The sequence below is a fragment of the Streptomyces sp. NPDC017225 genome, assembly GCF_044331465.1.
Taxonomy (GTDB): Bacteria; Actinomycetota; Actinomycetes; order Streptomycetales; family Streptomycetaceae; genus Streptomyces.
In genome coordinates, this window is sequence record NZ_JBIRNE010000006.1 from 280,465 (window position 1) to 305,882 (window position 25,418).

The window sequence follows — 25,418 nt, forward strand, 5'->3', positions numbered from 1 at the left end:
TTCGTTCCGTTCGCCCGCCCGGCCGTTCCCGTCGTCTCCGCTCCCAGAGGTACTCACGTCATGACCCAGCCGCCGCCCCCGCCACCCAACCAGCCCCCGCAGGGGGGAGGCTTCGGCCCGCCGCAGAACGAGCCGCCGCAGCCGCCGACCCCGCCCTCGGGCGGTGCGCCGGACCTCGGCAAGACCCCCGAGCCGGGCTACGGCTACCCGCAGACCCCGCAGACCCCGCAGACCCCTCCGCAGGCGCCCGCGGCCCCGCCGGCGGGTGCGCCGCAGCCCGGGTACGGCTATCCGCAGGCCCCGCCCCAGCCCCAGCCCGGGTACGGCTACCCCGGTCAGCAGCCCGGCCCCTACGGGCAGCCGCAGCAGCCGGGGCCCTACGGGCAGCCGACACCGCCGTACGGCCAGCCGGGCCAGCCGGGATACGCCTATCCGCCGGTGACCGTGCCGATGCAGGCCCAGGCCGGTGGTCCGGGCGGCGGGCGGAAGATCAACGCGCAGCTGGCGATCATCGTGTCGGCCGTCGTGGCGATCGCGCTGATCATCGGGGGCGGCGTCTGGTACGCGAGCTCCGACGGCAAGGACGGCGGCAAGGACGACACCGCGAGCTCCGGCGGCAAGGGCGACGAGGGCGGCAAGGGCGGCACGGACGGGAAGGGCGGCGAGGGCGGCACGTCCACCGGCGGGGAGGAGAAGGTGCCCGCCGACCCCGCCTCCAAGGTGCTCTTCCAGGTTCCCGCGCCCGCGGTGGCCAAGGACGACAACAGCGTCGTCGTCTCCGGCTCGTGGCTCACCGACACGGTGTACGCCAAGAGCGGCATCGCCGAGATCGTCGGCTACGACCCCGACAAGGGCAGCGAGAAGTGGTCGGTCAAGCTGCCCGGCCCCGTCTGCACGGCCACCCGGCACGTCACCGACGACAACAAGACGGTCGTCGTCCACCAGCCCGCCATGCCGACCAAGACGAAGACCTCGCACGGCTGCTCCCAGGTCGCGCTCATCGACCTGGAGGCGGGCAAGACGCTGTGGACCAAGACCGCCGGTGACCAGCCGATGACCTTCAACAACGTCACGATCAGCGGCGGCACCGTCGCCGTCGGCGGCAATGACGGCGGCGTCGCCTGGGACATCGCCAACGGCAACGTCCTGTGGTCCCCGAAGACGACCGACACCTGCTCCGACGCGGGCTACGGCGGCGGCGAGAAGCTGGTCGCGGTGCGCCGGTGCGGTACGTACGACGCCCGGGAGCTGCACATCCAGACCATCGACCCGAAGGACGGGAAGGTGATCTCGGAGTACAAGATGGCCAAGGGCATCGAGTACGCGAGCGTCGTGTCGACGAACCCGCTGGTCGTGGCCGCCGATGTCGGCGATTCCGCCGGTGACGGCAGTGGCATCTCGGACTTCTTCTCCATCGACAACAAGACCGGCAAGCTGCTCGCCCGCATCTCGGCGCCGGGCGACCAGTTCGCGGCCGAGTGCGACGGCATCACCGAGATGGAGAACTGCACGGGGCTCGCGGTCGGCAAGGACCGGCTCTACGTCCCCACGGAGGAGCACGAGGCCAGCGGCGGCGAGTCGTACAGCCGGACCAACGAGATCGTCGCCTTCGACCTGGCCACCGGGAAGCAGACCGGGCAGCGCGCCGACGCCGGCGTCGACTACACGATCATCCCGCTGCGCATGGACGGCGGCAACGTGATCGCCTACAAGGTCCCGCCGTACGACAAGGGCGGCCAGGTCGTGAGCATCGACGGCGGTACGTTCAAGCAGACCACGCTGCTGGAGAACCCGTCGACCGAGGCGGTGCGGGACGTGGAGACCAGCATGTCGCCGGAGTACTCCGAGTTCATCTACTCGCAGGGACACCTCTACATGTCGGAGGTGTACGCGAGTGAGCCGATCAGCGCGGACGACAAGGAGTACCTCGTAGTCGCCTTCGGTGCCGGCGCCTGAGGCCTTTCGTCGCTTTCCCCGGTGCCTCGCTCACGGCCCCGTCCCTGTCCAGGGGCGGGGCCGTATTGCGGGGGATTTCGGCGATCCGGGTCGGTTATCACCGGTAGGGGCAGCGCGAGGGCGGGCAAGCGTGTAGCTTCCGGGGGCATGAAGGGCGGGGTCGGTGCGGGGCCGAGGGCGGGGGAGCCGGGGGCCCCGGCCGGACGTGCCGGGGGACTGGGTGACTGGGGGGTTGCTCTATGGGAGTACGGCTCATGGTGGTCGACGACCACCGATTGCTCGCCGAGGCGCTGGCCTCGGCGCTGAAGCTGCGCGGGCACCGGGTGCTCGCCGCGGCGGCGCCGGCCGCGGGCGCGGCGGAGCTGGTGATCAGCCGGGCGCCGGAGGTGTGCCTGCTGGGGACGGCGACCCCCGCCGAGCCGGGGATGTTCGATCCGGTGGTGCGGATCAAGCGGGAGCGTCCGCAGGTGGCGGTACTGGTGCTGGGGCCGGTGCCGAACCCTCGCGGGATCGCGGCGGCGTTCGCGGCGGGGGCATCGGGCTATGTCCGGCACGACGAGCGGATCGAGGGCGTCGAGCGGGCGATCATGAAGGCGCGGGCCGGGGAGGCGGCGGTGGCGCCGTCGCTGTTGCAGGGGGCGTTCGGCGAGCTGCTGAATCCGGCGGCCCAGCCCGACGACGAGGGGCAGCGGCTGCTGCGGATGCTCACGCCGCGGGAGGTGGAGGTGCTGGTCCGGGTCGCCGAGGGCGAGGACACCCGCCTGATCGCGGCGGGTATGGGGATCGCCCCCTCCACGGCGCGCACGCACGTCCAGCGCGTACTGATGAAGCTGGGCGTGGGCTCCCGCCTGGAGGCGGCGGCACTGGCCGCGCGCACGGGGCTGCTGGACCGGGCGGGCGCCTTGGACGGCTGAGCGGCCGGCCGACGCCGGGGTGCCCCGCGAGCGAGGGGCACCCCGCGTCGGACGTCACTGCTTCGGTGCCTCCTCCTTCGGGGCCTCCTCGACCGGCGGCGGTGGCGGAGCCGTCGGCCGCAGTTTCAGCCAGGCCAGGAAGAACAGCCCCAGCACCAGCATGCCCAGCCCGGTCCACAGGTTGATGTTCACCCCCTGCGCCTTGTCGATCTCGTCGTCGGACGCCACGAGGCCCGCGATCGTCACGATGACGCCGTAGACCACGAACAGCCCGCCGATGATCCGCCGGATGTCGAACAGCCGTGCGGCGGTGACGGACTTGGTCTCCAGCTCGGAGACCTCGTCCTGGACGTTCTTGTCGGAGTAGGAATCAGACATGTTCTCTCAATCCTCCCGCGATCAGAACGAGAACGGGATGTAGCAGGCGGCGGCCAGTACGACCGCTCCCCAGCCCAGCAGCGCCGGCTTGCGGTACCACGCGTCGTCGCCCTCGGCGGGCGCCTCGGCCATGCCGGGGGAGGTGGTGCCGTAGACCAGGCCCTGCAGCTCGGCGACCGGCTTCGGCTTGGTGAACAGGGTGACGGCGACCATGACCACCGCGCCGGCGACGAAGCCCGCGATCGCGGAGACGAAGTTGGCGCCCTGGTCGGAGGGGATGTCGATGATGCCCTGCTCGTAGAGGACGAAGTAGTTCACCATCGCCGCGGTGGTGCCCGCGATCAGGCCCCAGAAGCCGGACTTCATGGACGCGCGCTTCCAGAACATGCCGATGATGAAGACCACGAACATCGGCACGTTGAAGAAGGAGAACAGCGTCTGGAGGTAGCTCATGATGTTCGAGAACGACGACGCCAGGAAGGCCGTGCCGATCGAGGCCAGGACGCCGATCACGGTGATCAGGCGGCCGAACCGCACGTAGTAGCCGTCCTCGCGGTCCTTCACGACGTACTTCGCCCAGATGTCGGCGGTGAAGACCGTGTTGAAGGAGGAGATGTTCGCCGCCATGCCCGCCATGAAGGCGGCCAGCAGGCCGGTCACCGCGATACCGAGGACGCCGTTGGGCAGCAGTTGCTGCATCAGGTACGGGATCGCGTCGTTGTACTGGAGGTCCGAGCCGGGCGTGCCGATCTTCGGGACGAGTACGGCGGCGACCAGGCCCGGGATCATCACCACGAAGACGATGAAGATCTTCGGGAACGCGGCGATCAGCGGCGTGCGCTTGGCCGCCGAGAGGTTCTTCGCCGACAGGGCGCGCTGCACCTCGGCGAAGTTCGTCGTCCAGTAGCCGAAGGAGAGGACGAAGCCCAGGCCGAGCACGATGGTCAGCCAGTTGGCGCCCAGCGGGTTGTCGCTGCCGATGCCCGTGCCGCCCCACGAGGTCATGAAGTCGGCCCCGCGGGTCTGGGTGAGGGAGTCGGACAGGCCGTCCCAGCCGCCGACCTTCTTCAGGCCCAGGACGGTGATCGGGATGAGTCCGGCCAGGATCACGAAGAACTGGAGGACCTCGTTGTAGATCGCCGAGGACAGGCCGCCCAGGGTGATGTACGCCAGGACGAAGAAGCCGGCGACCACGATGGCCACCCACTGGGGCCAGCCCAGCAGCGCCTCGACGACGATCGCGAGGGCGTAGAGGTTCACTCCGGCGATCAGGATGGCGGCGACGGCGAACAGGACCGAACTCAGCAGGTGCGCCGCCTTGTCGAAGCGCAGCAGCAGGAACTCGGGGACCGAGCGGACCTTCGAGCCGTAGTAGAACGGCATCATCACCAGGCCGAGGAAGACCATGGCCGGGATGGCGCCGATCCAGTACCAGTGGGTCGTGTAGACGCCGTACTGGGCGCTGTTGGCGGCCATGCCCAGGATCTCGGTGGCGCCCAGGTTGGCCGCGACGAAGGCGAGGCCGGTGACCCAGGCGGGCAGCGAGCGTCCGGACAGGAAGAAGTCCAGGCTGGTCTTGACCGAGCGCCGGGCGGCGAAGCCGATGCCGAGCACGACGAGGAAGTAGATCCCGAGGATCGAGTAGTCGAGCCAGTTGGTGGGGAGTCGAAGCTCAGCGGCTAGATATGTGGGGGTATGCATACGAACTCGCTTCGTTGCGCGAACTGATCAGAGCGGAACCTACGCCTCCGCGTTCAGTAATTGAACACTTCTGGTGATGTTCTTTGTTTGATCGTGATGATCGGCACGCTGGTGGATCGCTGATGGACCGCCGATGGATCGCTGGTTGGTCGAGCGGTGCCCGCCGGTTCGATTGCTGATTGGTTGTGACGTGTTATGTTTGATTGTGTTGGGTGATTGGGTGCGGATGCAGGTGCAGAGGAGTCCGGCAGTGAAGAAGACCTCGACCCGACTGGCCGACGGTCGCGAGCTCGTCTACTACGACCTGCGCGACGACACCGTGCGGGACGCCGTCGACCGCCGCCCGCTGGAGCCGACCGTCACCACCTCCGAGGTCCGCCGCGATCCGCTGCTCGGCGACTCGGTGGCCGTCGCCTCGCACCGCCAGGGCCGCATCTACCACCCGCCGGCCGACGAGTGCCCGCTGTGCCCCTCGCAGGGCGAGCGGCTGAGCGAGATCCCGGACTCGTCGTACGACGTGGTGGTCTTCGAGAACCGCTTCCCCTCGCTGGCCGGCGACTCGGGCCGCTGCGAGGTCGTCTGCTTCACCTCCGACCACAACGCCTCCTTCGCCGACCTGAGCGAGGAGCAGGCCCGCCTGGTGCTGGACGCCTGGACGGACCGGACGTCGGAACTCTCCCATCTGCCCTCCGTCGAACAGGTCTTCTGCTTCGAGAACCGGGGTGCCGAGATCGGTGTGACGCTGGGTCACCCGCACGGGCAGATCTACGCCTACCCCTTCACCACGCCCCGCACCGCCCTGATGCTCCGTTCACTCGCCGCGCACAAGGAGGCGACGGGCGGGGAGAACCTGTTCGACGCCGTCCTGGCGGAGGAGCTGGCCGGCGAGCGGGTCGTCCTGGAGACCGAGCACTGGGCCGCCTTCGTGCCGTACGCCGCGCACTGGCCCTACGAGGTGCACCTCTACCCCAAGCGCCGGGTGCCCGACCTGCTCGGCCTCGACGAGGCGGCGCGCACGGAGTTTCCCCAGGTCTATCTGGAACTCTTGAGGCGCTTCGACCGGATCTTCGGCGCCGGTGAGCCCCCGACGCCGTACATCGCGGCCTGGCACCAGGCACCGTTCGGGCAGCTGGAGGACTTCGAGGGCGTGACGCGGGACGACTTCGCGCTGCACCTCGAGCTTTTCACCATCCGCCGGACATCGGGCAAGCTGAAGTTCCTCGCGGGCTCCGAGTCCGGCATGAACGTGTTCATCAACGACGTGCCCCCGGAGCGCGCGGCCGAGCGACTGCGAGAGGTAGCGAGTTCATGAGCGGGAAGTACCTGGTGACGGGCGGGGCCGGTTACGTAGGCAGTGTGGTCGCCCAGCATCTGCTGGAGGCCGGCCACGAGGTCGTCGTCCTCGACAACCTCTCGACGGGCTTCAGGGAGGGCGTGCCGGCCGGCGCCTCGTTCATCGAGGGCGACATCCGTGACGCCGCCAAGTGGCTGGACCCGTCGTACGACGGCGTCCTGCACTTCGCCGCCTTCTCCCAGGTCGGCGAGTCGGTCGTGAAGCCCGAGAAGTACTGGGACAACAACGTCGGCGGCACCATGGCCCTGCTGGAGGCGATGCGCACGGCGGGCGTGCGCCGCCTCGTCTTCTCCTCCACGGCCGCCACCTACGGCGAGCCGGACCAGGTCCCGATCGTCGAGTCCGCGCCGACGAAGCCCACGAACCCGTACGGCGCCTCCAAGCTCGCCGTCGACCACATGATCACCGGCGAGGCGGCGGCCCACGGTCTGGGCGCGGTCTCGCTGCGCTACTTCAACGTCGCGGGCGCGTACGGCGCGTACGGAGAGCGCCACGACCCCGAGTCGCACCTCATCCCGCTGGTCCTCCAGGTGGCACAGGGCAGGCGTGAGGCGATCTCCGTCTTCGGCGACGACTACCCGACGCCGGACGGCACCTGCGTCCGCGACTACATCCACGTCGCCGACCTGGCCGACGCCCACCTGCTCGCCCTGGACGCGGCCACCCCCGGCGAGCACCTCATCTGCAACCTGGGCAACGGCAACGGCTTCTCCGTCCGCGAGGTCGTCGAGACCGTCCGCCAGGTCACCGGCCACCCGATCCCCGAGGTCGTGGCCCCCCGCCGGGGCGGCGACCCGGCGGTCCTGGTCGCCTCGGCCGGCGCCGCCCGCGAGAAACTGGGCTGGAACCCGTCGCGCGCGGACCTCGCGGGGATCGTGGCGGACGCGTGGGAGTTCGCGCAGCAGCGCGCGAAGTAGACCGTACGGACGAGAAGGGCGAGGGGTCAGGGCATGGGCGAGGCTGTCGCAGGGGACGTCGCAGGAGCTGTCGGCGAGCGGTTCCGGGAGCTGTACGGGACGGACCCCGAGGGGGTGTGGGCGGCGCCGGGCCGGGTGAACCTCATCGGCGAGCACACCGACTACAACGACGGCTTCGTCATGCCGTTCGCCCTGCCGCACACGGCGGTCGCGGCGGTGTCCCGGCGCGACGACGGCATCCTGCGCCTGCACTCGGCGGACATCGCGGCCGGCCCCGTCGAGCTGCGCGTCGCGGACCTCACCCCCGAGTCGGACCGGTCCTGGACCGCGTACCCCTCGGGCGTCGTCTGGGCGCTGCGCGAGGCCGGCCACGAGCTGACCGGCGCCGACATCCACCTGGCGTCCACGGTCCCGTCCGGCGCGGGCCTGTCCTCCTCGGCGGCCCTGGAGATCGTCGTCGCCCTCGCCCTGAACGACCTCTACTCCCTCGGCCTGCGCGGCCGGCAGCTGGCCCGCCTGTGCCAGCGCGCCGAGAACGTCTACGTCGGCGCCCCCGTCGGCATCATGGACCAGACCGCCTCCGCCTGCTGCGAAGCGGGCCACGCCCTCTTCCTCGACACCCGCGACCTCTCCCAGCGCCAGATCCCCTTCGACCTCGCCGCCGAGGGCATGCGCCTGCTCGTCGTCGACACCCAGGTCAAGCACTCGCACAGCGAGGGCGAGTACGGCAAACGCCGCGCGGGCTGCGAGAAGGGCGCCGCGCTGCTGGGCGTGAACGCGCTGCGCGACGTGGCGTACGACGAACTCGACGCGGCACTGGAGCGGCTGGCCGACGACGAGGAGGTGCTCCGCCTGGTCCGGCACGTCGTCACCGAGGACGCCCGGGTCGAGCGGGTGGTGTCGTTGCTGGAGTCCGGCGACACCCGCGCCATCGGCCCCGTCCTGGTCGAGGGCCACGCCTCCTTGCGCGACGACTTCCGCATCTCCTGCCCCGAGCTGGACCTGGTCGTCGACACAGCCCTCGCCTCCGGCGCCCTGGGCGCCCGCATGACCGGCGGCGGCTTCGGCGGCTCGGCGATCGTCCTGACGGAGGCGGCCGACGTGGACGCCATCACCAAGGCGGTGGAGGAGGCCTTCGCCTCGGCGGGCTTCACGGCACCCCGCGTGTTCGAGGCGGTGCCTTCGGCGGGGGCGCGGCGGGTGGGGTGACGCCTCGGGCGGCGGCATTGAGCCCGGTGCCACCGCCCACGAAGGCTGCCCTCCTAGCCAGCCGAATCTCTGCGACGGCTACGGCGACAGCGGTGCCGAAGGCGGGATCCTGGCGGGCGGCGACCCGACCGCGGAACTCCTCGACGAGGCGGACGACACCGGAGAGGTCGGCCGGATCGGCACGGTTGAGCTCCCGGGCCAGCTCGGCCTCGAAGTCGTCGGCATCGCCGGGGAAGCCGTACCCCATGGTGAGGGCGGTACGCAGCTCACCGATGGTGCGCAGGGGGAAACCGGGGCCGTCCAGAGTGAACCGTTCCCCTTCTGATGCCGGTGTCTATGGCCGGACGCCGTCGCGCCGAGTCGTCGGCAGGCCTTCGACGAACGCGACGAAGGCGCCGGTGGAAACGGTCACGGTCGCATCAGGCGCCTTCGAGTCCCGCACGGACACCCATGGGCCGCGATCGGCGACCTCGACGCACTCGTTGCCCTCGCCGCCGCTGTAGCTGCTCTTGAACCAGTTCACAGTCATGTGTTCGGTCGAAGAAGGTGCTATGCCGGTCATGAGGACAGCTCCTGTCGTGCTCTGCCCCGGAGCGGTGGTCCGCCGCTCTCGGTTCGGGCAGCGGGCTCCACTTTCTCTGGGAGCGACCCGGGCTACGGCAGCAGAAGACTGCGCTGTCCCTGGGCGACGCCGCCCACGAAGGCCCGGTAGTCGTCCTCGGAGACTATGAGTACCGGGGCGTCGGGGTCGCCGATGTCGTTCGAGTCGCGCATGGCGACCACACCCTCGACGAACGCGACCTCCAAGCAGTTGTCGCCTCCGTCACTCAGGTCGCTCTTGACCCAGGCGGCGTTGGTGAGGTCGACCTTCTTGTTCATGTGTAGCGGTCCTTGATCAGATCGTGGATGTGGTGACGGGACGCCTCCACGTCGAGGGCTTCGGCGCGGAGGTGATTGAACGCGGTTTCGTAGCGCCCGATGTCGCTATCTTCCTCCAGGTACAGGGACGTTGTCATCGGCTGCACCACAGCCACGGGGGGACCGGCAGAGAAGTGCAGCAGGTGAAACGGCCCGTCGATGCCTGCATGGGAACCATGGGTGAAAGGGAGCACCTGGACAGTCACGTGCTTGTAGCGTTCGGTGACGTCGAGCAGGTGTTCCAGCTGGGCCTTCATCACCTGCCTTCCGCCCACTTCCCGCTGTAGTGCCGATTCGTCCAGCCAAGCCGCACAAGTACGCCGCCGCGGGCATCCCGCACTTCTGGCTGGTCGAGACGGGCGGCGGTGCCGGCAAGCACCCGGTGGTCCGGGTCTACGAACTCGACCCCGTCTCCAAGACGTACGACCTCACCGGCACCCATCGCGAGCTGCTCAAACTCGGCGTGCCGTACGACATGGACATCGACATCACCTCGGACGCGCTCGACGAGCTCTGAACACCTCAGACCGGCTGCCGGTTCAGCCGCTTCACCAGCGTGTACTCCGTGATCCCCGGCGGGTAGTCGGGGATCACGCACATCACCTCGTAGCCGTGTCCCGTGTAGAAGTCCGGTGCCTGGAAGTCCCAGGTCTCCACGCGGGCGGCCGCGCAGCGCCGTTCGTCGCGGGCCGTGCGCTCCGCCTCCGCCAGCAGGGCCGATCCCAGGCCCGCGCCCCGGCACCCGGCGTCCACCCACAGGTACGTCACGTGCAGCCAGGTCGCCCAGGTGTGGCCGACCAGGCCGCCCGCCAGGCCGCCTCTCTCGTCCAGCACCCAGACGTGCAGCGGGAATTCGCGTTCGTGAGGGGTTCCGCGCAGGGAACGGAGGGTGGAGGAGGCAACCGTGTTCGTCTCCCGCAGGCGGGTGCGCAGCAGATCGCGCCGTGCTTTGTCGACTTCTGTCACAAGACGAAACATGCGGCTCACCATAAACGCGCGGGACTGTCAGTTCTGCAAATAGCCTTCCGCTCCCGGCGACCGTCCGTACTCTGATGAGCAGCACCGGTGGGGGCCGGTGCCGTTCAGGGGGCGAGACAGCCGGGTACGGCGCCCGGGGCGGGGGTAGCGGTTACTGCACGGCGGCGGCCGTGCGGCCGCGGCGACCTGTCCCGGAGTACCGAGCGCACAGTCGGATACGGGGCTTCGGGCGCCGTACCCGTGCCGGTGTCGTCTTCCGTGTTCCGTGGATGGACAGACGATGGGTATCCCCTGCTCCTCCAGGAGCTCGGGGGAGGGGGTTTCGTGGTTCGTATCCGAGTCCTGGTCGTCGACGACCACCGTATCTTCGCCGAGTCGCTCGCCGCGGCGCTGGCCGCCGAGCCGGACGTCGACGTCTCCGCGGCCGGCAGCGGCCCGGCCGCGCTGCGCTGCCTGGAGCGGGCCGCGTCCGAGGGGCGGCGGTACGACGTGCTGCTCGTCGACGCCGACCTGGGAGGTCACGCGCCCGGTGCGCGTCCCGCCGCCGTGCCCGTGCGGGACGGCAACGAGGACGGGCTGGTGGACGGGATCTCGCTGGTCGCAGGGGTGCGGTCGGGGCAGCCGGGCGTACGGACCGTGGTCCTCGCCGAGAAGGACGACCCCCGGCGGGCGGCCCTCGCGCTGGGCGCCGGCGCCTCAGGTTGGGTGGCCAAGGACTGCTCCCTGTCGCGGCTGCTCAGCGTCATACGGGGGGTTCTGCGCGACGAGACGCATCTGCCGCCCGCCCTGCTCACCGGCGTCCTGCGCGAACTGACCGCCGCCCGCAAGCACCGCACCGAGAGCGAGCGGCTGGTGGAGTCGCTGACCCCGCGGGAGCGGGAGGTGCTGCGCTGCATGGTCGCCGGGCTCGGGCGCAAGGCGGTCGCCGAGCGGCTGTACCTGTCCCCGCACACCGTGCGGACACACATGCAGAACGTCCTGGGCAAGCTGGGCGTCCACTCCACCCTCGCCGCCGTGGCACTGGCGAGGAGGGCCGGGGTGGGGCCGGCGGACCTAACCGGGGATGTTGTCGAACGGGGCGGTCAGCTGGCGTAGCAGCGCGGCCAGTTCGCCGCGCTGGGCGCGGGAGAGTTCGGCCAGGATCGCGCGCTCCTGGGCGAGCAGGCCCGCCAGTGACTGGTCGGCGCGGTCGCGGCCCTCGTCCGTGAGCCGGACCAGTACGCCGCGTCGGTCGCTCGGGTCGGGCAGACGCTCCACCAGGCCCTTCTTGGCCAGGCGGTCGATACGGTTGGTCATCGTGCCCGAGGTGACCAGGGTCTGGGTGAGGAGCTGTCCCGGCGAGAGCTGGTACGGGGTGCCCGCGCGGCGCAGCGCCGTCAGGACGTCGAACTCCCACGGTTCGAGGTGGTGTTCGGAGAAGGCCAGGCGGCGTGCGCGGTCCAGGTGCCGGGCGAGCCTGCTGACCCGGCTCAGCACCTCGAGTGGTTCCACGTCGAGGTCCGGGCGCTCCCGGCGCCACGCTGCGACCAGCCGATCGACCTCGTCCTCCATGACGATCAGTGTAGTGGTTGTGTCGACGTGAAGTCTCTTGATATCGATTATCTTGAAACCGAGAGAATTCCGGGGCGACGCCGGGTACCCGTCCCGCACGGACATCCCCTGGAGGCCTCATGCCCGCCACCGCCCCCACCTGGGACCCCGCCCAGTACCTCCGGCACGCCGACCACCGCGCCCGCCCCTTCACCGACCTCCTCGCCCGCGTCCACGACCTGCCCGGCGACCCGCCCCGCATCGCCGACCTCGGCTGCGGCCCCGGCAACGCCACCGCCCTGCTCGCCGACCGCTGGCCCACCGCCCGCGTCACCGGCTACGACAACTCGCCGCGGATGCTCGAACGGGCCCAGGAGCACGCCGGCCCCACACCGGGCGGCGGCCACCTCGACTTCGCCCCCGCCGACGCCCGCACCTGGACCCCCGACGAGCCGTACGACCTCCTCGTCAGCAACGCCGCCCTCCAGTGGGTCCCCGGCCACGCCGAGCGCTTCTCCGACTGGATCGCCGGGCTCGCCCCCGGCGGCACCCTCGCCCTCCAGGTGCCCGGCAACTTCGACGCCCCCAGCCACCGCCTGATGCGCGAACTCGCCCACTCCCGGCGCTGGCGGGACCGCCTCGCCGGCACCCTGCGCCACGACGACGCCGTCCTCACCCCCGAGGCCTACCTCGCCCGCCTCACCGGCCTCGGCTGCACCGCCGACGTGTGGGAGACGACGTACGTCCATCTGCTGACCGGCGACGACGCCGTGCTGGACTGGGTGAAAGGGACGGGGCTGCGGCCCGTACTCACCGCGCTCGACGACGAACCGGAAGCCCGCGACGCGTTCGTCGAGGAGTACCGGACCGTCCTGCGCGCCGCCTATCCCGCCGGGGCGCACGGCACACCGTTCCCCTTCCGCCGCGTCTTCGCCGTCGCCCGGAAGACGAACCGCTGACCGACGCGGCCGGTCACGTGACAGCAGTCGGTCACGCCAGGAGGGGTACGGTCCGGGGCCGTCCGCATCCGCTCACGCGACGCCCTCCGCTCACGCGACGCCCTCCGCTCACGCGACGCCCTCCGCGACGAGCGCGTCGACGGCCTCCCGGGACAGACCCAGCTCGCCGAGTACGGCGCGGGTGTGCTCACCCAGCGCCGGCACCGCCTCCATGCGGGGCGTGTCCCCGGCCGGGCCGGGCGGCGCCATCGCCGGGACGGGACCGGCCGGCGTCGGCACCCGGTGCACGCGTCCGCGCGCGGCCAGTTGCGGGTGGTCCCACACCTCCGCGAGCGTGTTCACCCGGGCGTTGGCCACCGGCACCGCGCTGAGCAGGGCGACCGCCTCCGTGCCGGTCAGCTCCGCGAACCGGGCCGCGATCACCGCGCCCAGCGCCTCCCGGTGCGTGTCGCGGTCCACGTTGGTCGCGTAGTGCGGGTGATCGGCCAGCTCCGGACGGCCCAGGAAGCCGGCGCAGAAGGCGCGCCACTCGCGCTCGTTCTGGACCGCCATCATGACGACGTCGCCGTCACCCGCCGTGAAGGGACCGTACGGATGGATCGTCGCGTGCGCGGCGCCCGCCCGGGGCGGCGGCTCGGCTCCGTCGAAGGCGTAGTAGAGGGGGAAGCCCATCCACTCCACGGTGGCCTCCAGCATCGACACGTCCAGGTGCGTGCCCCGCCCCGTCCGCCCGCGCTCCAGCAGGGCGCCCAGGATCGAGCTGTACGCGTACATCCCGGCGGCGATGTCCGACACCGAGATGCCCACCTTGGCCATGTCGTCCGGCGTGCCCGTGACGGACAGCAGCCCCGCCTCGGCCTGCACCATCAGGTCGTACGCCTTGCGGCCCGCGTAGGGGCCGGGTTCGCCGTAGCCGGAGATGTCGCAGACGATCAGCTTCGGGTGCGACGCCCGCAGGTCCTCCGCGCCCAGACCGGCGCGGGCCGCCGCCCCCGGTGCCAGGTTCTGGAGGAAGACGTCGGCGCCGGCGATCAGGCGGCGCAGTACGTCCGCGCCGCGCGGGTCCTTGAAGTCCAGGGTGAGGGACTCCTTGTTGCGGTTGGCCCACACGAAGTGCGAGCTCAGGCCCCGTACGCGGGTGTCGTAGGACCGGGCGAAGTCCCCCGCCCCGGGGCGCTCCACCTTGATCACGCGCGCGCCGAGGTCGGCGAGCTGGCGGCTGGCGTAAGGGGCGGCGATCGCCTGTTCGAGTGAGACGACGGTGATTCCGCGCAGCGGCTGCATGTGTTCCCTTCCGGGTACGGCCCTAGTTCTTGCGGTGCCCTATCAGCCGAGGCTTCGGCTCCAGGCCGTCCAGGCCGTGCCACGCCAGGTTCACCAGGTGCGCCGCCACCTCCGCCTTCTTCGGGCGGCGCACGTCCAGCCACCACTGCCCGGTCAGCGCCACCATGCCGACCAGCGCCTGCGCGTACAGCGGGGCCAGCTTCGCGTCGAAGCCGCGGTTCTTGAACTCGCGGCCCAGGATGTCCTCCACCTGGGTGGCGATGTCGGAGATGAGCGAGGCGAAGGAACCCGTCGACTGCGGGATGGGGGAGTCGCGGACCAGGATGCGGAAGCCGTCCGTGTACTCCTCGATGTAGTCGAGGAGCGCGAACGCCGCCTGCTCGCACAGCTCGCGCGGATGGCCGGCGGTCAGGGAGCTGGTCACCATGTCCAGCAGCCGCCGCATCTCACGGTCCACCACCACCGCGTACAGCCCCTCCTTGCCGCCGAAGTGCTCGTACACCACCGGCTTGGAGACCCCGGCCTTCGCCGCGATCTCCTCCACCGACGTGCCCTCGAAACCCTTCGCCGCGAAGAGGGTGCGACCGATCTCCAGCAACTGCTGGCGGCGCTCGGCACCGGTCATCCGGGTGCGACGCGCGCGCCGCGGCTTCTCATTGCTCGGGGTGCTGCTGGAGTCGGTCGCCACGCCGACCATCATGCCGCTTCGACGGTTTCCTTCCGGCGGCGGGAGCCGTCTTGGTCCGTGTTGCGGCGGGAATCGATACGCGAGCGTGACGGCCACCGCACGTCGTAGGCCCAGCCGCACTGCTCGAACCAGCGGATCAGACGGGCGGAGGAGTCCAACTGCCCGCGCATCACGCCGTGCCGCGCCGAGGTCGGGTCGGCGTGGTGCAGGTTGTGCCAGGACTCACCGCAGGACAGGATCGCCAGCCACCACACGTTGCCCGAACGGTCCCGCGACTTGAACGGGCGCTTGCCGACCGCGTGGCAGATCGAGTTGATCGACCACGTGACGTGGTGCAGCAACGCCACCCGGACGAGTGACCCCCAGAAGAACCCGGTGAACGCCCCCCACCAGGACATCGTGACCAGCCCGCCGATCAGCGCCGGAAGGGCCAGGGACACCAGCGTCCACAGAACGAACTGGCGGGAGATCGCACGGAGCGCAGGGTCCCTGATCAGGTCCGGCGCGTACCTGTCCTGCGGGGTCTGCTCCTCGTCGAACATCCACGTGATGTGGGCCCACCACAGGCCCTTGATCAGGGCCGGAACCGTCTCGCCGTAGCGCCACGGCGAATGCGGGTCGCCCTCGTCGTCGGAGAACTTGTGGTGCTTGCGGTGGTCGGCCACCCAGCGGACCAGCGGCCCCTCGACCGCCATCGAGCCCGCGATCGCCAGCGCGATCTTCAGCGGCCGCTTGGCCTTGAAGGAGCCGTGGGTGAAGTGGCGGTGGAAGCCGATGGTGATGCCGTGGCAGCCCAGGAAGTAGAAGAAGACCAGCAGGCCCAGGTCCAGCCAGCTCACGCCCCACCCCCACGCCAGCGGCACCGCCGCCACCAGCGCGAGGAACGGAACGGTGATGAACAGCAGCAGCGTGATCTGTTCGAGGGACCGCTTCTGCTCACCACCCAGCGTGGCGGAGGGCGCGGGGGTGCCCTCCGGGGGCGGCTGCGGAGCGTCTGGGATCACATCGGAACTCGTGGTCATGCGCGTCCCCTGTGGGGTCGAGGGTGGGGGTCGGGGGTGTGTCCGGTTGTCCGGTGCCGGGCTTCGGGAACCATGCACGGTTTCCTACCGTTCCGTAACCTACGGCGACGTAAGTATGGCAGCGCGTCACGCCGCGGCAAGAGCCCGAGGCCCTGCGCGTCCTGGTCGACACCTATCCTGGGGGTCGGTCGGACAGCGCGGTCCGCTCTGATTTCTTCCCGGACGTCCGGCCCCGTAAGCGGCTCCCGCCGCGCGAGACGCCGTCCGGGTTCCCTCCCAGACGAGCTTCAACACTGCAAGGAGCCGCACCTGTGAGCAGTGCCGACGACCAGACCACCACCACGGCCAGCAGCGAGCTGAGCGCCGACATCCGCCGGCTGGGTGATCTCCTCGGAGAGACCCTTGTCCGGCAGGAGGGCCCCGAGCTGCTGGAACTCGTCGAGAAGGTACGCCGACTCACCCGAGAGGACGGCGAGGCCGCCGCCGAGCTGCTGCGCGGCACGGAACTGGAGACCGCGGCCAAGCTGGTCCGCGCCTTCTCCACCTACTTCCACCTCGCCAACGTCACCGAACAGGTCCACCGAGGCCGCGAACTGGGCGCCAAGCGCGCCGCCGAGGGCGGACTCCTCGCCCGTACGGCCGACCGGCTGAAGGACGCCGACCCCGAGCACCTGCGCGACACCGTCCGCAACCTCAACGTCCGGCCCGTCTTCACCGCCCACCCCACCGAGGCCGCCCGCCGCTCCGTCCTCAACAAGCTGCGCCGCATCGCGGCCCTCCTGGACACCCCGGTCATCGAATCCGACCGGCGCCGCCTCGACACCCGCCTCGCCGAGAACATCGACCTCGTCTGGCAGACCGACGAACTCCGCGTCGTGCGCCCCGAACCCGCCGACGAGGCCCGCAACGCCATCTACTACCTCGACGAACTCCACGCGGGCGCCGTCGGCGACGTCCTGGAGGACCTCACGGCGGAACTGGAGCGCGCCGGCGTCAAGCTGCCCGACGACACCCGCCCGCTCACCTTCGGCACCTGGATCGGCGGCGACCGCGACGGCAACCCCAACGTCACCCCCCAGGTCACCTGGGACGTCCTGATCCTCCAGCACGAACACGGCATCAACGACGCCCTGGAGATGATCGACGAGCTGCGCGGCTTCCTCTCCAACTCCATCCGCTACGCCGGCGCCACCGAGGAACTCCTGGGGTCCCTCCAGACCGACCTGGAGCTGCTCCCCGAGATCAGCCCCCGCTACAAGCGCCTCAACGCCGAGGAGCCCTACCGGCTCAAGGCCACCTGCATCCGGCAGAAGCTGGAGAACACCAAGCAGCGCCTCGCCAAGGGCACCCCCCACCAGGAGGGCCGCGACTACCTCGGCACCGCACAGCTCCTGGACGACCTGCGGCTCGTCCAGACCTCCCTGCGCGAACACCGCGGCAGTCTCTTCGCCGACGGCCGCCTCGCCCGCACCATCCGCACGCTGGCCGCCTTCGGCCTCCAGCTCGCCACCATGGACGTCCGCGAACACGCCGACGCCCACCACCACGCCCTCGGCCAGCTCTTCGACCGGCTCGGCGAGGAGTCCTGGCGCTACGCCGACATGCCCCGCGAGTACCGCGCCAAGCTGCTCGCCAAGGAGCTGCGGTCCCGGCGTCCGCTGGCGTCCAGCCCGGCACCCGTGGACGCGGCCGGCGAGAAGACCCTCGGCGTCTTCCAGACCGTCAAGCGCGCCCTGGAGGTCTTCGGCCCCGAGGTCATCGAGTCCTACATCATCTCCATGTGCCAGGGCGCCGACGACGTCTTCGCCGCGGCGGTACTGGCCCGCGAGGCCGGCCTCATCGACCTGCACGCCGGCTGGGCCAAGATCGGCATCGTGCCGCTCCTGGAGACCACGGACGAGCTGAAGGCCGCCGACACCATCCTGGAGGACCTCCTCGCCGACCCCTCCTACCGGCGCCTGGTCGCCCTGCGCGGCGACGTCCAGGAGGTCATGCTCGGCTACTCGGACTCCTCCAAGTTCGGCGGCATCACCACCTCGCAGTGGGAGATCCACCGCGCCCAGCGCCGCCTGCGCGACGTAGCCCACCGCTACGGCGTACGCCTGCGTCTCTTCCACGGCCGCGGCGGCACCGTCGGCCGCGGCGGCGGCCCCACCCACGACGCGATCCTCGCCCAGCCCTGGGGCACCCTGGAGGGCGAGATCAAGGTCACCGAGCAGGGCGAGGTCATCTCCGACAAGTACCTCATCCCCGCGCTGGCCAGGGAGAACCTGGAGCTGACCGTCGCGGCCACCCTCCAGGCCTCCGCCCTGCACACCGCGCCGCGCCAGTCCGACGAGGCCCTCGCCCGCTGGGACGCCGCCATGGACGTCGTCTCCGACGCGGCCCACACGGCCTACCGCAAGCTGGTCGAGGACCCCGACCTGCCGACGTACTTCCTGGCCTCCACGCCGGTCGACCAGCTCGCCGACCTGCACCTGGGCTCGCGGCCCTCCCGCCGCCCCGGCTCGGGTGTCTCGCTCGACGGACTGCGCGCCATCCCGTGGGTCTTCGGCTGGACCCAGTCGCGGCAGATCGTCCCCGGCTGGTACGGCGTCGGCTCTGGCCTCAAGGCGCTGCGGGAGGCCGGGCTGGACACCGTCCTCGACGAGATGCACCAGCAGTGGCACTTCTTCCGCAACTTCATCTCCAACGTCGAGATGACCCTCGCCAAGACCGACCTCCGCATCGCCCAGCACTACGTCGACACCCTCGTCCCGGACGAACTCAAGCACGTCTTCGACCGGATCAAGGCCGAGCACGAGCTCACCGTCGCCGAAGTCCTGCGCGTCACCGGCGAGACCGAACTGCTCGACGCCGACCCCGTCCTGAAGCAGACGTTCACCATCCGCGACGCCTACCTGGACCCCATCTCCTACCTCCAGGTGGCCCTCCTCGGCCGCCAGCGCGAAGCCGCCGCCGCCGGCGAGGAAGCCGACCCGCTGCTCGCCCGAGCCCTGCTCCTCACGGTCAACGGCGTCGCCGCGGGCCTGCGCAACACCGGCTGACCCGAACCGCCCCGCACACGACGGTGCCCCCGCGCTCACCACTCGAGCACGGGGGCACCGTCACGTCCGTGCGCTCGGCGGATCACACCGCGAAGAACGCCGCCGTCAGCAACGCCACACCCGCGCCGGCCATCCCCCACGCCGCCCGCGTCCGCCGCAGACCGCCCGCCACCACCACCGAGGCGAGCAGCAGCGCCCCGCCCAACGGCACCCACGCGTACAGCATCCCGGCCGGACCCGAACGCACCACGTCGTCACCGCCGGGCTTCAGCACCACCGCGTACGTCCGCCCCTTCGCCACGGCGACCGAGTCGTCGATGACGACCCGCTCCCGCGCCTGCGACCCCGACGACACCGGCGAGTACGGCCCACTGCACGACCCCTCGCCGCACCGCGACACCTCGACCGTGCCCTGCTCCCGCCCCTTGGTCAGCAGCACGTGCTGCGCCGTACCCCAGGACGCCCACACACCCGCGATCAGGATCAGCGCCGTGACCGTCCCCATCGCCGCGACCCGGCCGAACCGCCCGAGCACACGCACGGCGTGCGAGGCCCGGCGGGGACGGGCGGCGGCTGCGGCGGTGGCTGAGGCAGGCATGGCCGGGATCATTGGCCATACCTGCGCGCTCGGTCAACTCGCCCGCGCGCCATCGAGGGACAAGTCAGGAGTTGTACGCCGGGGGCCGCGGGTCGGAGCGCGTACGTCAGGAGTGGCGGGTCAGGAGTTGTAGGCGCTCTGCGCCCGCTCGAGTCCCTCGATCACCAGGGCCTCCACCGCGTCCGTGGCCCGGTCCACGAAGTAGTCCAGCTCCTTGCGCTCCGTCGACGAGAAGTCCCGCAGCACGAAGTCCGCCACCTGCATGCGCCCCGGCGGCCGTCCGATGCCGAACCGCACCCGGTGGTAGTCCGGACCCAGCGCCTTCGTGATCGACTTCAGCCCGTTGTGCCCGTTGTCCCCGCCGCCCAGCTTCAGCCGCAGGACGCCGTAGTCGATGTCCAACTCGTCGTGGACCGCCACGATGTTGGAGACCGGCACCTTGTAGAAGTCCCGCAGCGCCGTCACCGGCCCGCCCGAAACGTTCATGAACGACATGGGCTTCGCCAGGATCACCCGCCGGCCGGCCGGCCCCGGCGGTCCGATCCGCCCCTCGACCACCTGCGCCTGCGCCTTGCCGTGCCGCTTGAACCGCGCCCCGATCCGCTCCGCCAGCAGATCCGCCACCATGAAACCGACGTTGTGCCGGTTCGAGGCGTACTCGGGGCCGGGATTGCCGAGACCGGCCACCAGCCAGGGCGCACCCGCGTCCGTCGTCACGTCCGTGTCTCCTTCGTATCCGTCACGTCGTACCCGTCACGTCGTACCCGTCACATGCAGACGAGTCGGCCGCTGCCCCGCACGGGAGCAGCGGCCGACCCAACGATGACCGTGCTGAGGATCAGGCCTCGGCGGCCGCGTCGCCACCCTCGGCGGGGGCCTCCTCGGCCTGCGCCGACAGCACCTGCAGGACCACGGTGTCACCCTCGACGTCCAGCTTCACACCGGACGGCAGCTCGATGTCCTTGGCGAGGATCGAGGCGCCGGCCTCCAGACCCGCCACCGACACGGTGACCTGCTGCGGGATGTGCGTGGCCTCGGCCTCGACCGGCAGCGCGTCCAGGACGTACTCCAGCAGGAAGCCGCCCGGGGCCAGCTCGCCCTCGGCCTGCACCGGGATCTCGACCGACACGGTCTCGCCGCGCGTCACCAGCTGCAGGTCGACGTGCTCCAGGAAGCCCTTGATCGGGTCACGCTGGACCGACTTCGGGATCGCCAGCTCGTTGGTCTTGCCGTCGATGTCCAGCGCGATCAGCACGTTCGACGTACGCAGCGCCAGCAGCAGCTCGTGACCCGGAAGCGTCAGGTGCAGCGGGTCCGAACCGTGGCCGTACAGAACACCCGGAACCTTGCTGTCGCGGCGGATACGACGCGCGGCACCCTTGCCGAACTCGGTGCGCGTCTCGACGGCGATCTTTACCTCAGCCATGGTCACTCCTCGTATGAACAGAATCGGACGTGGTCACCCGGCCACGAACGGCCTGCTACGAAGAGCGCGTCGATAACGGACCGCCACACCCGTGAAAACGGGTACGGCCTCCCTCGCCGAGCAACTTCGACAGTCTACTCGGAGAGGGAGGCCGTACCCAAAACGATCTGTGCGGAACGGTTACCGCGCGACGCTCACTGCTCGTCGAACAGGCTCGTGACCGAACCGTCCTCGAACACCTCACGCACCGCACGCGCGATCGTCGGCGCGATCGACAGCACCGTGATCTTGTCCAGCTCCAGCTCGTTCGGCGTCGGCAGCGTGTCCGTGAACACGAACTCACTCACCTTCGAGTTCTTCAGCCGGTCCGCCGCCGGACCCGACAGCACACCGTGCGTCGCCGTCACGATGACGTCCTCCGCACCGTGCGCGAACAGCGCGTCCGCCGCCGCGCAGATCGTGCCACCCGTGTCGATCATGTCGTCCACCAGGACGCAGATCCGGCCCTCCACCGAACCGACGACCTCGTGCACCGTCACCTGGTTCGCCACGTCCTTGTCGCGCCGCTTGTGCACGATCGCCAGCGGCGCGCCCAGCCGGTCGCACCACCGGTCCGCCACCCGCACCCGGCCCGCGTCCGGAGACACCACCGTCAGCTTCGACCGGTCCACCTTCGCGCCCACGTAGTCCGCGAGGAGCGGCAGCGCGAAGAGGTGGTCGACGGGCCCGTCGAAGAAGCCCTGGATCTGGTCCGTGTGCAGGTCCACGGTCAGGATCCGGTCCGCGCCCGCCGTCTTCATCATGTCGGCGATCAGACGCGCCGAGATCGGTTCACGCCCCCGGTGCTTCTTGTCCTGGCGCGCGTAACCGTAGAACGGCACGATGACCGTGATGGAGCGGGCCGACGCGCGCTTCAGCGCGTCGATCATGATCAGCTGCTCCATGATCCACTTGTTGATCGGAGCCGTGTGGCTCTGGATCAGGAAGCAGTCGGCGCCACGGGCCGACTCCTGGTACCGCACGTAGATCTCGCCGTTGGCGAAGTCGAAGGCCTTCGTCGGGACGACCCCGACACCCAGCTGATGGGCGACCTCCTCGGCAAGCTCGGGGTGGGCGCGGCCGGAAAAGAACATCATCTTCTTTTCGCCGGTCGTCTTGATCCCGGTCACAGCACTTTCTCCTCAGAGGTTTCGCAGCTGAACGTCACGGACGCTCTTCCGGCTGGGTGCGGGAGGGCGTCTCAGCTGGTGGGGTGCGGATGTGCACTTATCACGGTACGCCGTGTTCGACGCGCCGGTTTCCGGTCAGCCTTCGCCGCCGGCCTCCCGGGACACCGCCTCGGCCGCCTTCGCCGCGGCGCTCCCCGGACGCTTCCGAGCCACCCAACCCTCGATATTCCGCTGCTGGCCACGGGCCACGGCCAGCGAACCGGGCGGCACATCCTTCGTGATCACCGAGCCGGCGGCGGTGTACGCGCCGTCCCCGACCGTGACAGGAGCCACAAACATGTTGTCCGAACCCGTACGGCAGTGCGAGCCGACGGTGGTGTGGTGCTTGTCCTGCCCGTCGTAGTTCACGAACACGCTCGCGGCACCGATGTTCGTGTACTCACCGATCGTCGCGTCACCCACATAGGAGAGGTGCGGGACCTTCGTCCCCTCCCCGATCGAGGCGTTCTTCGTCTCCACGTACGCACCGATCTTGGCCTTGGGCCCGAGACGGGTACCGGGACGCAGATACGCGTACGGTCCCACCGTCGCCTCCGGACCGACCACGGCACCGAGGGAGACCGTGTTGTCCACGCGGGCGCCCGCGCCCACGCGCGTGTCGGTGAGCCGGGAGTTCGGCCCGACCTCGCAGCCCTCCGACAGGTGCGTCGAGCCGAGCAGCTGCGTACCCGGGTGGACGACGACGTCCTGCTCGAACGTCACCGTCACGTCCACCCACGTCGTCGCCGGGTCCACGACCGTCACGCCGGCCAGCATGGCGTCGGTCAGCAACCGGTCGTTGAGCGTCCGGCGGGCCTCGGCGAGCTGCACCCGGTTGTTGATCCCCGCGATCTCCCGATGGTCACCGGCCACGGACGCGCCCACCCGGTGACCGGCCTCGCGCAGGATCCCGAGCACGTCGGTGAGGTACTCCTCGCCCTGACTGTTGTCCGTCCGCACCTTCCCCAGCGCCTGAGCGAGCAGCCGCCCGTCGAAGGCGAAGACACCCGAGTTGATCTCACGGATCGCCCGCTGCGACTCGGAGGCGTCCTTGTGCTCGACGATCGCGGTGACGGCACCGGAGGCCCCGTCCCGCACGATCCGGCCGTACCCCGTCGCGTCCGGCACCTCGGCCGTCAGCACGGTCACGGCGTTGCCGTCGGCGGAGTGGGTGGCGGCGAGGGCCCGCAGCGTCCCACCGGTGAGCAGGGGAGTGTCACCGCAGACGACCACGACCGTGCCGTCCACGGCGCCGCCCAGCGCCTCCAGCCCCATCCGCACGGCGTGCCCGGTGCCGTTCTGCTGCTCCTGCACGGCGGTGCGCACGTCGGGGGCGACCTCGGCGAGGTGCGCGGTGACCTTCTCGCGGGCGTGCCCGACGACGGCGACGAGTTCCTTGGGGTCCAGCTCACCGGCGGCGGCGAGCACGTGCCCCACGAGGGACCGGCCGCACAGCTCGTGCAGGACCTTGGGTGTGGCCGACTTCATACGGGTGCCCTCACCCGCTGCGAGAACGACGACGGCGGCCGGGCGAATGGCGCTCACGGGATGCCCTTCGGCTGAGGGGGTGGGGGTGGACATCCGCAGGATACCGGGGTGGTTCGTGGGGGACATGAGTGCGGGCCCCGACGCAGATGTCAGGGCCCGGAAGCCGCAGCTCCCCCATCAGGATTTGAACCTGAACTTAAGGGACCAAAACCCTCAGTGCTGCCTGATTACACCATGGGGGATGAAACTCAACTAACCGGACATTCCGTCAGGCCGCCGAGTCGGCACCCAACACTATGCCGTACCGGGTGCCTTCCGTGCGACGGTACAACTCGGCGCCGAAATGCCGCTCTGCGGGGCTCGGGTGGGCGGTCGGGAGGGACGAGGGGTATCGCGTCGTATCGCTTGTCGAAAGTCGCCGGAAATGTGCCGCCCGCCGCCCGTAGGCTGGAGGACATGACCACGACGGGGGAAGACCACGTACCGGCCCGGGGTGGGCCTTGGTGGTGGGACAGGCGGCGCGGTGCGGTGCTCGACGTGAGCCTCGGTGTCGTGTCCGCGTTGGAGTGCGCGGCGGAGGGGGTTCCGTTCGCGCGGGACGCCGGGATCCCGTGGGCGGCGGGGGTCGTCTTCGGGTTGCTGGCCGGTTCGGTGCTGGTGGTGCGGCGGCGGTGGCCGATCGCGGTGGTGCTGGTGGCGATCGCCATCACGCCCGCGCAGATGGGCTTCCTGATGGGCATCGTCGGCCTGTACACGCTCGCGGCGTGCGAGCTGCCGCGTCGCGTCATCGGCGCGCTGGCCGGGATGTCGATGCTGGGGACGTTGATCGTGACGTTCGTGCGGGTGCGGCAGGACATGGTGCGGGAGGACCTGGCGGTAGGGGACTGGATCCTGCCTTTCGCGGCGATCACCATGTCGGTGGGGGCGACGGCGCCGCCGCTGCTGCTGGGCCTGTACGTGGGGCAGCGACGGCGGTTGATGGAGAGTCTGCGGGAGCGGGCGGACAGCCTGGAGCGGGAGCTGCAGTTGCTCGCCGAGCGCGCGGAGGAGCGCGCGGAGTGGGCGCGGGGCGAGGAGCGGACGCGGATCGCCCGGGAGATGCACGACGTGGTCGCGCATCGGGTGAGTCTGATGGTGGTGCACGCGGCGGCGTTGCAGGCGGTGGCGCGGAAGGACCCCGAGAAGGCGGTGAAGAACGCCGCGCTGGTGGGGGACATGGGGCGGCAGGCGCTGACGGAGTTGCGGGAGATGCTCGGGGTGCTGCGCAGCGGCGGGGCCGGTGCGCGTGCGGAGCGGGCGTCGGTGCCGTTGGCCGCGGTGGGGGTGGCCGCGGCGGCGGCGGCCTCGCGGGCGGCGGGCGACGGTGAGCGGCTCGCCGAGGGGCCGTCTCTGTCCGAGCTGGGTGAGCTGATCGGGCAGTCGGAGGCGGCCGGGATGGCCGTGGACCTGTCGGTGGAGGGGGAGCGGCGGCCGTATGCGGCGGAGGTGGAGCAGACGGCGTTCCGGGTGGTGCAGGAGGCGTTGACGAACGTGCACAAGCACGCGGCGGGCGCGAAGACGTACGTACGGCTGGCGCACCGGGTGTCGGAGGTCGCGATGCAGGTGGAGAACGAGCCGCCGCCGGAGGTGTCGTCGGAGTCGTCGGCGCGGTTGCCGTCGGGTGGCAACGGGCTGGTGGGGATGAAGGAGCGGGTGGCCGCTCTGGGGGGTGTGTTCGTGTCGGGGCCGACGGACGCGGGGGGTTTCCGGGTGTCGGCGGTGATTCCGGCTTCGTAGCCGGGCTTCGTGGCCGAGGGTCTGGCCAAACGCCCGTCAACACCGGTCGGCGTCCGTCAACGCCCGT

Annotated in this window: 25 protein-coding genes and 1 pseudogene; 10 read left to right on the forward strand and 16 right to left on the reverse strand. The window is 70.6% G+C overall.

Annotated elements, in window-relative coordinates:
• Positions 1–60: 60 nt before the first annotated feature.
• A complete protein-coding gene (locus ACH4NX_RS16840) occupies positions 61–1,956 on the forward strand; it encodes a PQQ-binding-like beta-propeller repeat protein (protein WP_398127626.1) in 1,896 nt (631 codons plus the stop codon).
• A gap of 239 nt (positions 1,957–2,195) precedes the next feature.
• Entirely contained in the window at positions 2,196–2,870 is a 675-nt protein-coding gene (locus ACH4NX_RS16845; RefSeq protein WP_351388937.1) for a LuxR C-terminal-related transcriptional regulator, read from the forward strand.
• A 54-nt stretch (positions 2,871–2,924) separates the two neighbouring features.
• Here the strand turns inward: ACH4NX_RS16845 and ACH4NX_RS16850 are convergent, their stop codons facing one another.
• Positions 2,925–3,248: a hypothetical protein gene (locus ACH4NX_RS16850; protein ID WP_398127627.1), complete on the reverse strand. Its 324-nt coding sequence runs from the start codon at positions 3,246–3,248 to the stop codon at positions 2,925–2,927.
• Positions 3,249–3,269: 21 nt separating this feature from the next.
• On the reverse strand, positions 3,270–4,949 hold the full coding sequence (locus ACH4NX_RS16855) for a sodium:solute symporter family protein (RefSeq protein ID WP_351388933.1): 1,680 nt from the start codon (positions 4,947–4,949) through the stop codon (positions 3,270–3,272).
• Between the two features lie 250 nt (positions 4,950–5,199).
• Here ACH4NX_RS16855 and galT point away from each other — a divergent pair, with 250 nt between their 5' ends.
• From galT to galK, 3 genes are read left to right on the forward strand one after another with little or no spacing between them, the layout of a single operon-like run.
• Positions 5,200–6,261: a galactose-1-phosphate uridylyltransferase gene (gene galT, locus ACH4NX_RS16860; protein WP_351388931.1), complete on the forward strand. Its 1,062-nt coding sequence runs from the start codon at positions 5,200–5,202 to the stop codon at positions 6,259–6,261.
• Complete coding sequence (galE, locus tag ACH4NX_RS16865; RefSeq protein WP_351388929.1) at positions 6,258–7,220, forward strand: UDP-glucose 4-epimerase GalE; 963 nt, start codon at positions 6,258–6,260, stop codon at positions 7,218–7,220. Before galT ends, galE begins: the two co-directional genes overlap by 4 nt.
• A 33-nt stretch (positions 7,221–7,253) precedes the next feature.
• Positions 7,254–8,429, forward strand: coding sequence for a galactokinase (gene galK / locus ACH4NX_RS16870; RefSeq protein WP_351388927.1), 1,176 nt, complete (start codon positions 7,254–7,256; stop codon positions 8,427–8,429).
• Here the strand turns inward: galK and ACH4NX_RS16875 are convergent.
• The 4 genes from ACH4NX_RS16875 to ACH4NX_RS16890 form a co-directional block, all read right to left on the reverse strand.
• Complete coding sequence (locus ACH4NX_RS16875) at positions 8,371–8,676, reverse strand: hypothetical protein (protein ID WP_398127628.1); 306 nt, start codon at positions 8,674–8,676, stop codon at positions 8,371–8,373. The two genes, galK and ACH4NX_RS16875, sit on opposite strands and share 59 nt — an antisense overlap.
• Before the next feature lie 87 nt (positions 8,677–8,763).
• Complete coding sequence (locus tag ACH4NX_RS16880) at positions 8,764–8,991, reverse strand: DUF397 domain-containing protein (protein WP_351388925.1); 228 nt, start codon at positions 8,989–8,991, stop codon at positions 8,764–8,766.
• A 92-nt stretch (positions 8,992–9,083) separates the two neighbouring features.
• Complete coding sequence (locus ACH4NX_RS16885; RefSeq protein WP_351388923.1) at positions 9,084–9,308, reverse strand: DUF397 domain-containing protein; 225 nt, start codon at positions 9,306–9,308, stop codon at positions 9,084–9,086.
• Entirely contained in the window at positions 9,305–9,649 is a 345-nt protein-coding gene (locus ACH4NX_RS16890) for a DUF5753 domain-containing protein (protein ID WP_398127677.1), read from the reverse strand. Before ACH4NX_RS16890 ends, ACH4NX_RS16885 begins: the two co-directional genes overlap by 4 nt.
• Here ACH4NX_RS16890 and ACH4NX_RS16895 point away from each other — a divergent pair.
• A pseudogene (locus ACH4NX_RS16895) lies at positions 9,643–9,864 on the forward strand (Uma2 family endonuclease); the annotation flags it as partial. The gene ACH4NX_RS16890 and the pseudogene ACH4NX_RS16895 overlap by 7 nt on opposite strands.
• 5 nt (positions 9,865–9,869) lie before the next feature.
• Here the strand turns inward: ACH4NX_RS16895 and ACH4NX_RS16900 are convergent.
• A complete protein-coding gene (locus tag ACH4NX_RS16900) occupies positions 9,870–10,337 on the reverse strand; it encodes a GNAT family N-acetyltransferase (protein ID WP_398127629.1) in 468 nt (155 codons plus the stop codon).
• A 312-nt stretch (positions 10,338–10,649) separates the two neighbouring features.
• Between ACH4NX_RS16900 and ACH4NX_RS16905 the strand changes: the two genes are divergently transcribed.
• Positions 10,650–11,420 carry a response regulator transcription factor gene (locus ACH4NX_RS16905; RefSeq protein WP_351388919.1) on the forward strand — a complete coding sequence of 257 codons (771 nt, stop codon included), beginning with the start codon at positions 10,650–10,652 and terminating at the stop codon, positions 11,418–11,420.
• On the opposite strand, the gene tamR is transcribed toward ACH4NX_RS16905, so the two are convergent.
• Entirely contained in the window at positions 11,379–11,876 is a 498-nt protein-coding gene (tamR, locus tag ACH4NX_RS16910) for a MarR family transcriptional regulator TamR (RefSeq protein WP_351388917.1), read from the reverse strand. The two genes, ACH4NX_RS16905 and tamR, sit on opposite strands and share 42 nt — an antisense overlap.
• Positions 11,877–11,995: 119 nt before the next feature.
• On the opposite strand from tamR, the gene ACH4NX_RS16915 reads away from it, so the two are divergent.
• Positions 11,996–12,814: a trans-aconitate 2-methyltransferase gene (locus ACH4NX_RS16915; RefSeq protein ID WP_398127630.1), complete on the forward strand. Its 819-nt coding sequence runs from the start codon at positions 11,996–11,998 to the stop codon at positions 12,812–12,814.
• 108 nt (positions 12,815–12,922) lie between these two features.
• Here ACH4NX_RS16915 and ACH4NX_RS16920 read toward each other — a convergent pair whose 3' ends face one another.
• Genes ACH4NX_RS16920 through ACH4NX_RS16930 form a run of 3 tightly spaced genes read right to left on the reverse strand, consistent with a single transcriptional unit; the run spans position 12,923 to position 15,808 of the window.
• Entirely contained in the window at positions 12,923–14,098 is a 1,176-nt protein-coding gene (locus ACH4NX_RS16920) for a CaiB/BaiF CoA-transferase family protein (protein WP_351388913.1), read from the reverse strand.
• 22 nt (positions 14,099–14,120) lie between these two features.
• Entirely contained in the window at positions 14,121–14,798 is a 678-nt protein-coding gene (locus tag ACH4NX_RS16925; protein ID WP_279562659.1) for a TetR/AcrR family transcriptional regulator, read from the reverse strand.
• A complete protein-coding gene (locus tag ACH4NX_RS16930; protein ID WP_398127631.1) occupies positions 14,795–15,808 on the reverse strand; it encodes an acyl-CoA desaturase in 1,014 nt (337 codons plus the stop codon). Before ACH4NX_RS16930 ends, ACH4NX_RS16925 begins: the two co-directional genes overlap by 4 nt.
• Positions 15,809–16,119: 311 nt before the next feature.
• On the opposite strand from ACH4NX_RS16930, the gene ppc reads away from it, so the two are divergent.
• On the forward strand, positions 16,120–18,855 hold the full coding sequence (gene ppc, locus ACH4NX_RS16935) for a phosphoenolpyruvate carboxylase (protein WP_351388909.1): 2,736 nt from the start codon (positions 16,120–16,122) through the stop codon (positions 18,853–18,855).
• Positions 18,856–18,937: 82 nt separating this feature from the next.
• Here the strand turns inward: ppc and ACH4NX_RS16940 are convergent, their stop codons facing one another.
• From ACH4NX_RS16940 to glmU, 5 genes are all read right to left on the reverse strand, one after another.
• A complete protein-coding gene (locus ACH4NX_RS16940; protein WP_398127632.1) occupies positions 18,938–19,465 on the reverse strand; it encodes a hypothetical protein in 528 nt (175 codons plus the stop codon).
• A gap of 108 nt (positions 19,466–19,573) precedes the next feature.
• Entirely contained in the window at positions 19,574–20,170 is a 597-nt protein-coding gene (pth, locus tag ACH4NX_RS16945; RefSeq protein ID WP_398127633.1) for an aminoacyl-tRNA hydrolase, read from the reverse strand.
• A 121-nt stretch (positions 20,171–20,291) separates the two neighbouring features.
• Positions 20,292–20,879, reverse strand: a complete 588-nt coding sequence (locus tag ACH4NX_RS16950; RefSeq protein ID WP_351388904.1) for a 50S ribosomal protein L25/general stress protein Ctc — start codon at positions 20,877–20,879, stop codon at positions 20,292–20,294.
• 194 nt (positions 20,880–21,073) lie between these two features.
• On the reverse strand, positions 21,074–22,048 hold the full coding sequence (locus ACH4NX_RS16955; protein WP_279562665.1) for a ribose-phosphate diphosphokinase: 975 nt from the start codon (positions 22,046–22,048) through the stop codon (positions 21,074–21,076).
• A 135-nt stretch (positions 22,049–22,183) separates the two neighbouring features.
• On the reverse strand, positions 22,184–23,632 hold the full coding sequence (glmU, locus tag ACH4NX_RS16960; RefSeq protein ID WP_398127634.1) for a bifunctional UDP-N-acetylglucosamine diphosphorylase/glucosamine-1-phosphate N-acetyltransferase GlmU: 1,449 nt from the start codon (positions 23,630–23,632) through the stop codon (positions 22,184–22,186).
• Positions 23,633–24,031: 399 nt separating this feature from the next.
• Between glmU and ACH4NX_RS16965 the strand changes: the two genes are divergently transcribed.
• Positions 24,032–25,351 carry a histidine kinase gene (locus ACH4NX_RS16965; RefSeq protein ID WP_351388900.1) on the forward strand — a complete coding sequence of 440 codons (1,320 nt, stop codon included), beginning with the start codon at positions 24,032–24,034 and terminating at the stop codon, positions 25,349–25,351.
• Positions 25,352–25,418: the final 67 nt, after the last annotated feature.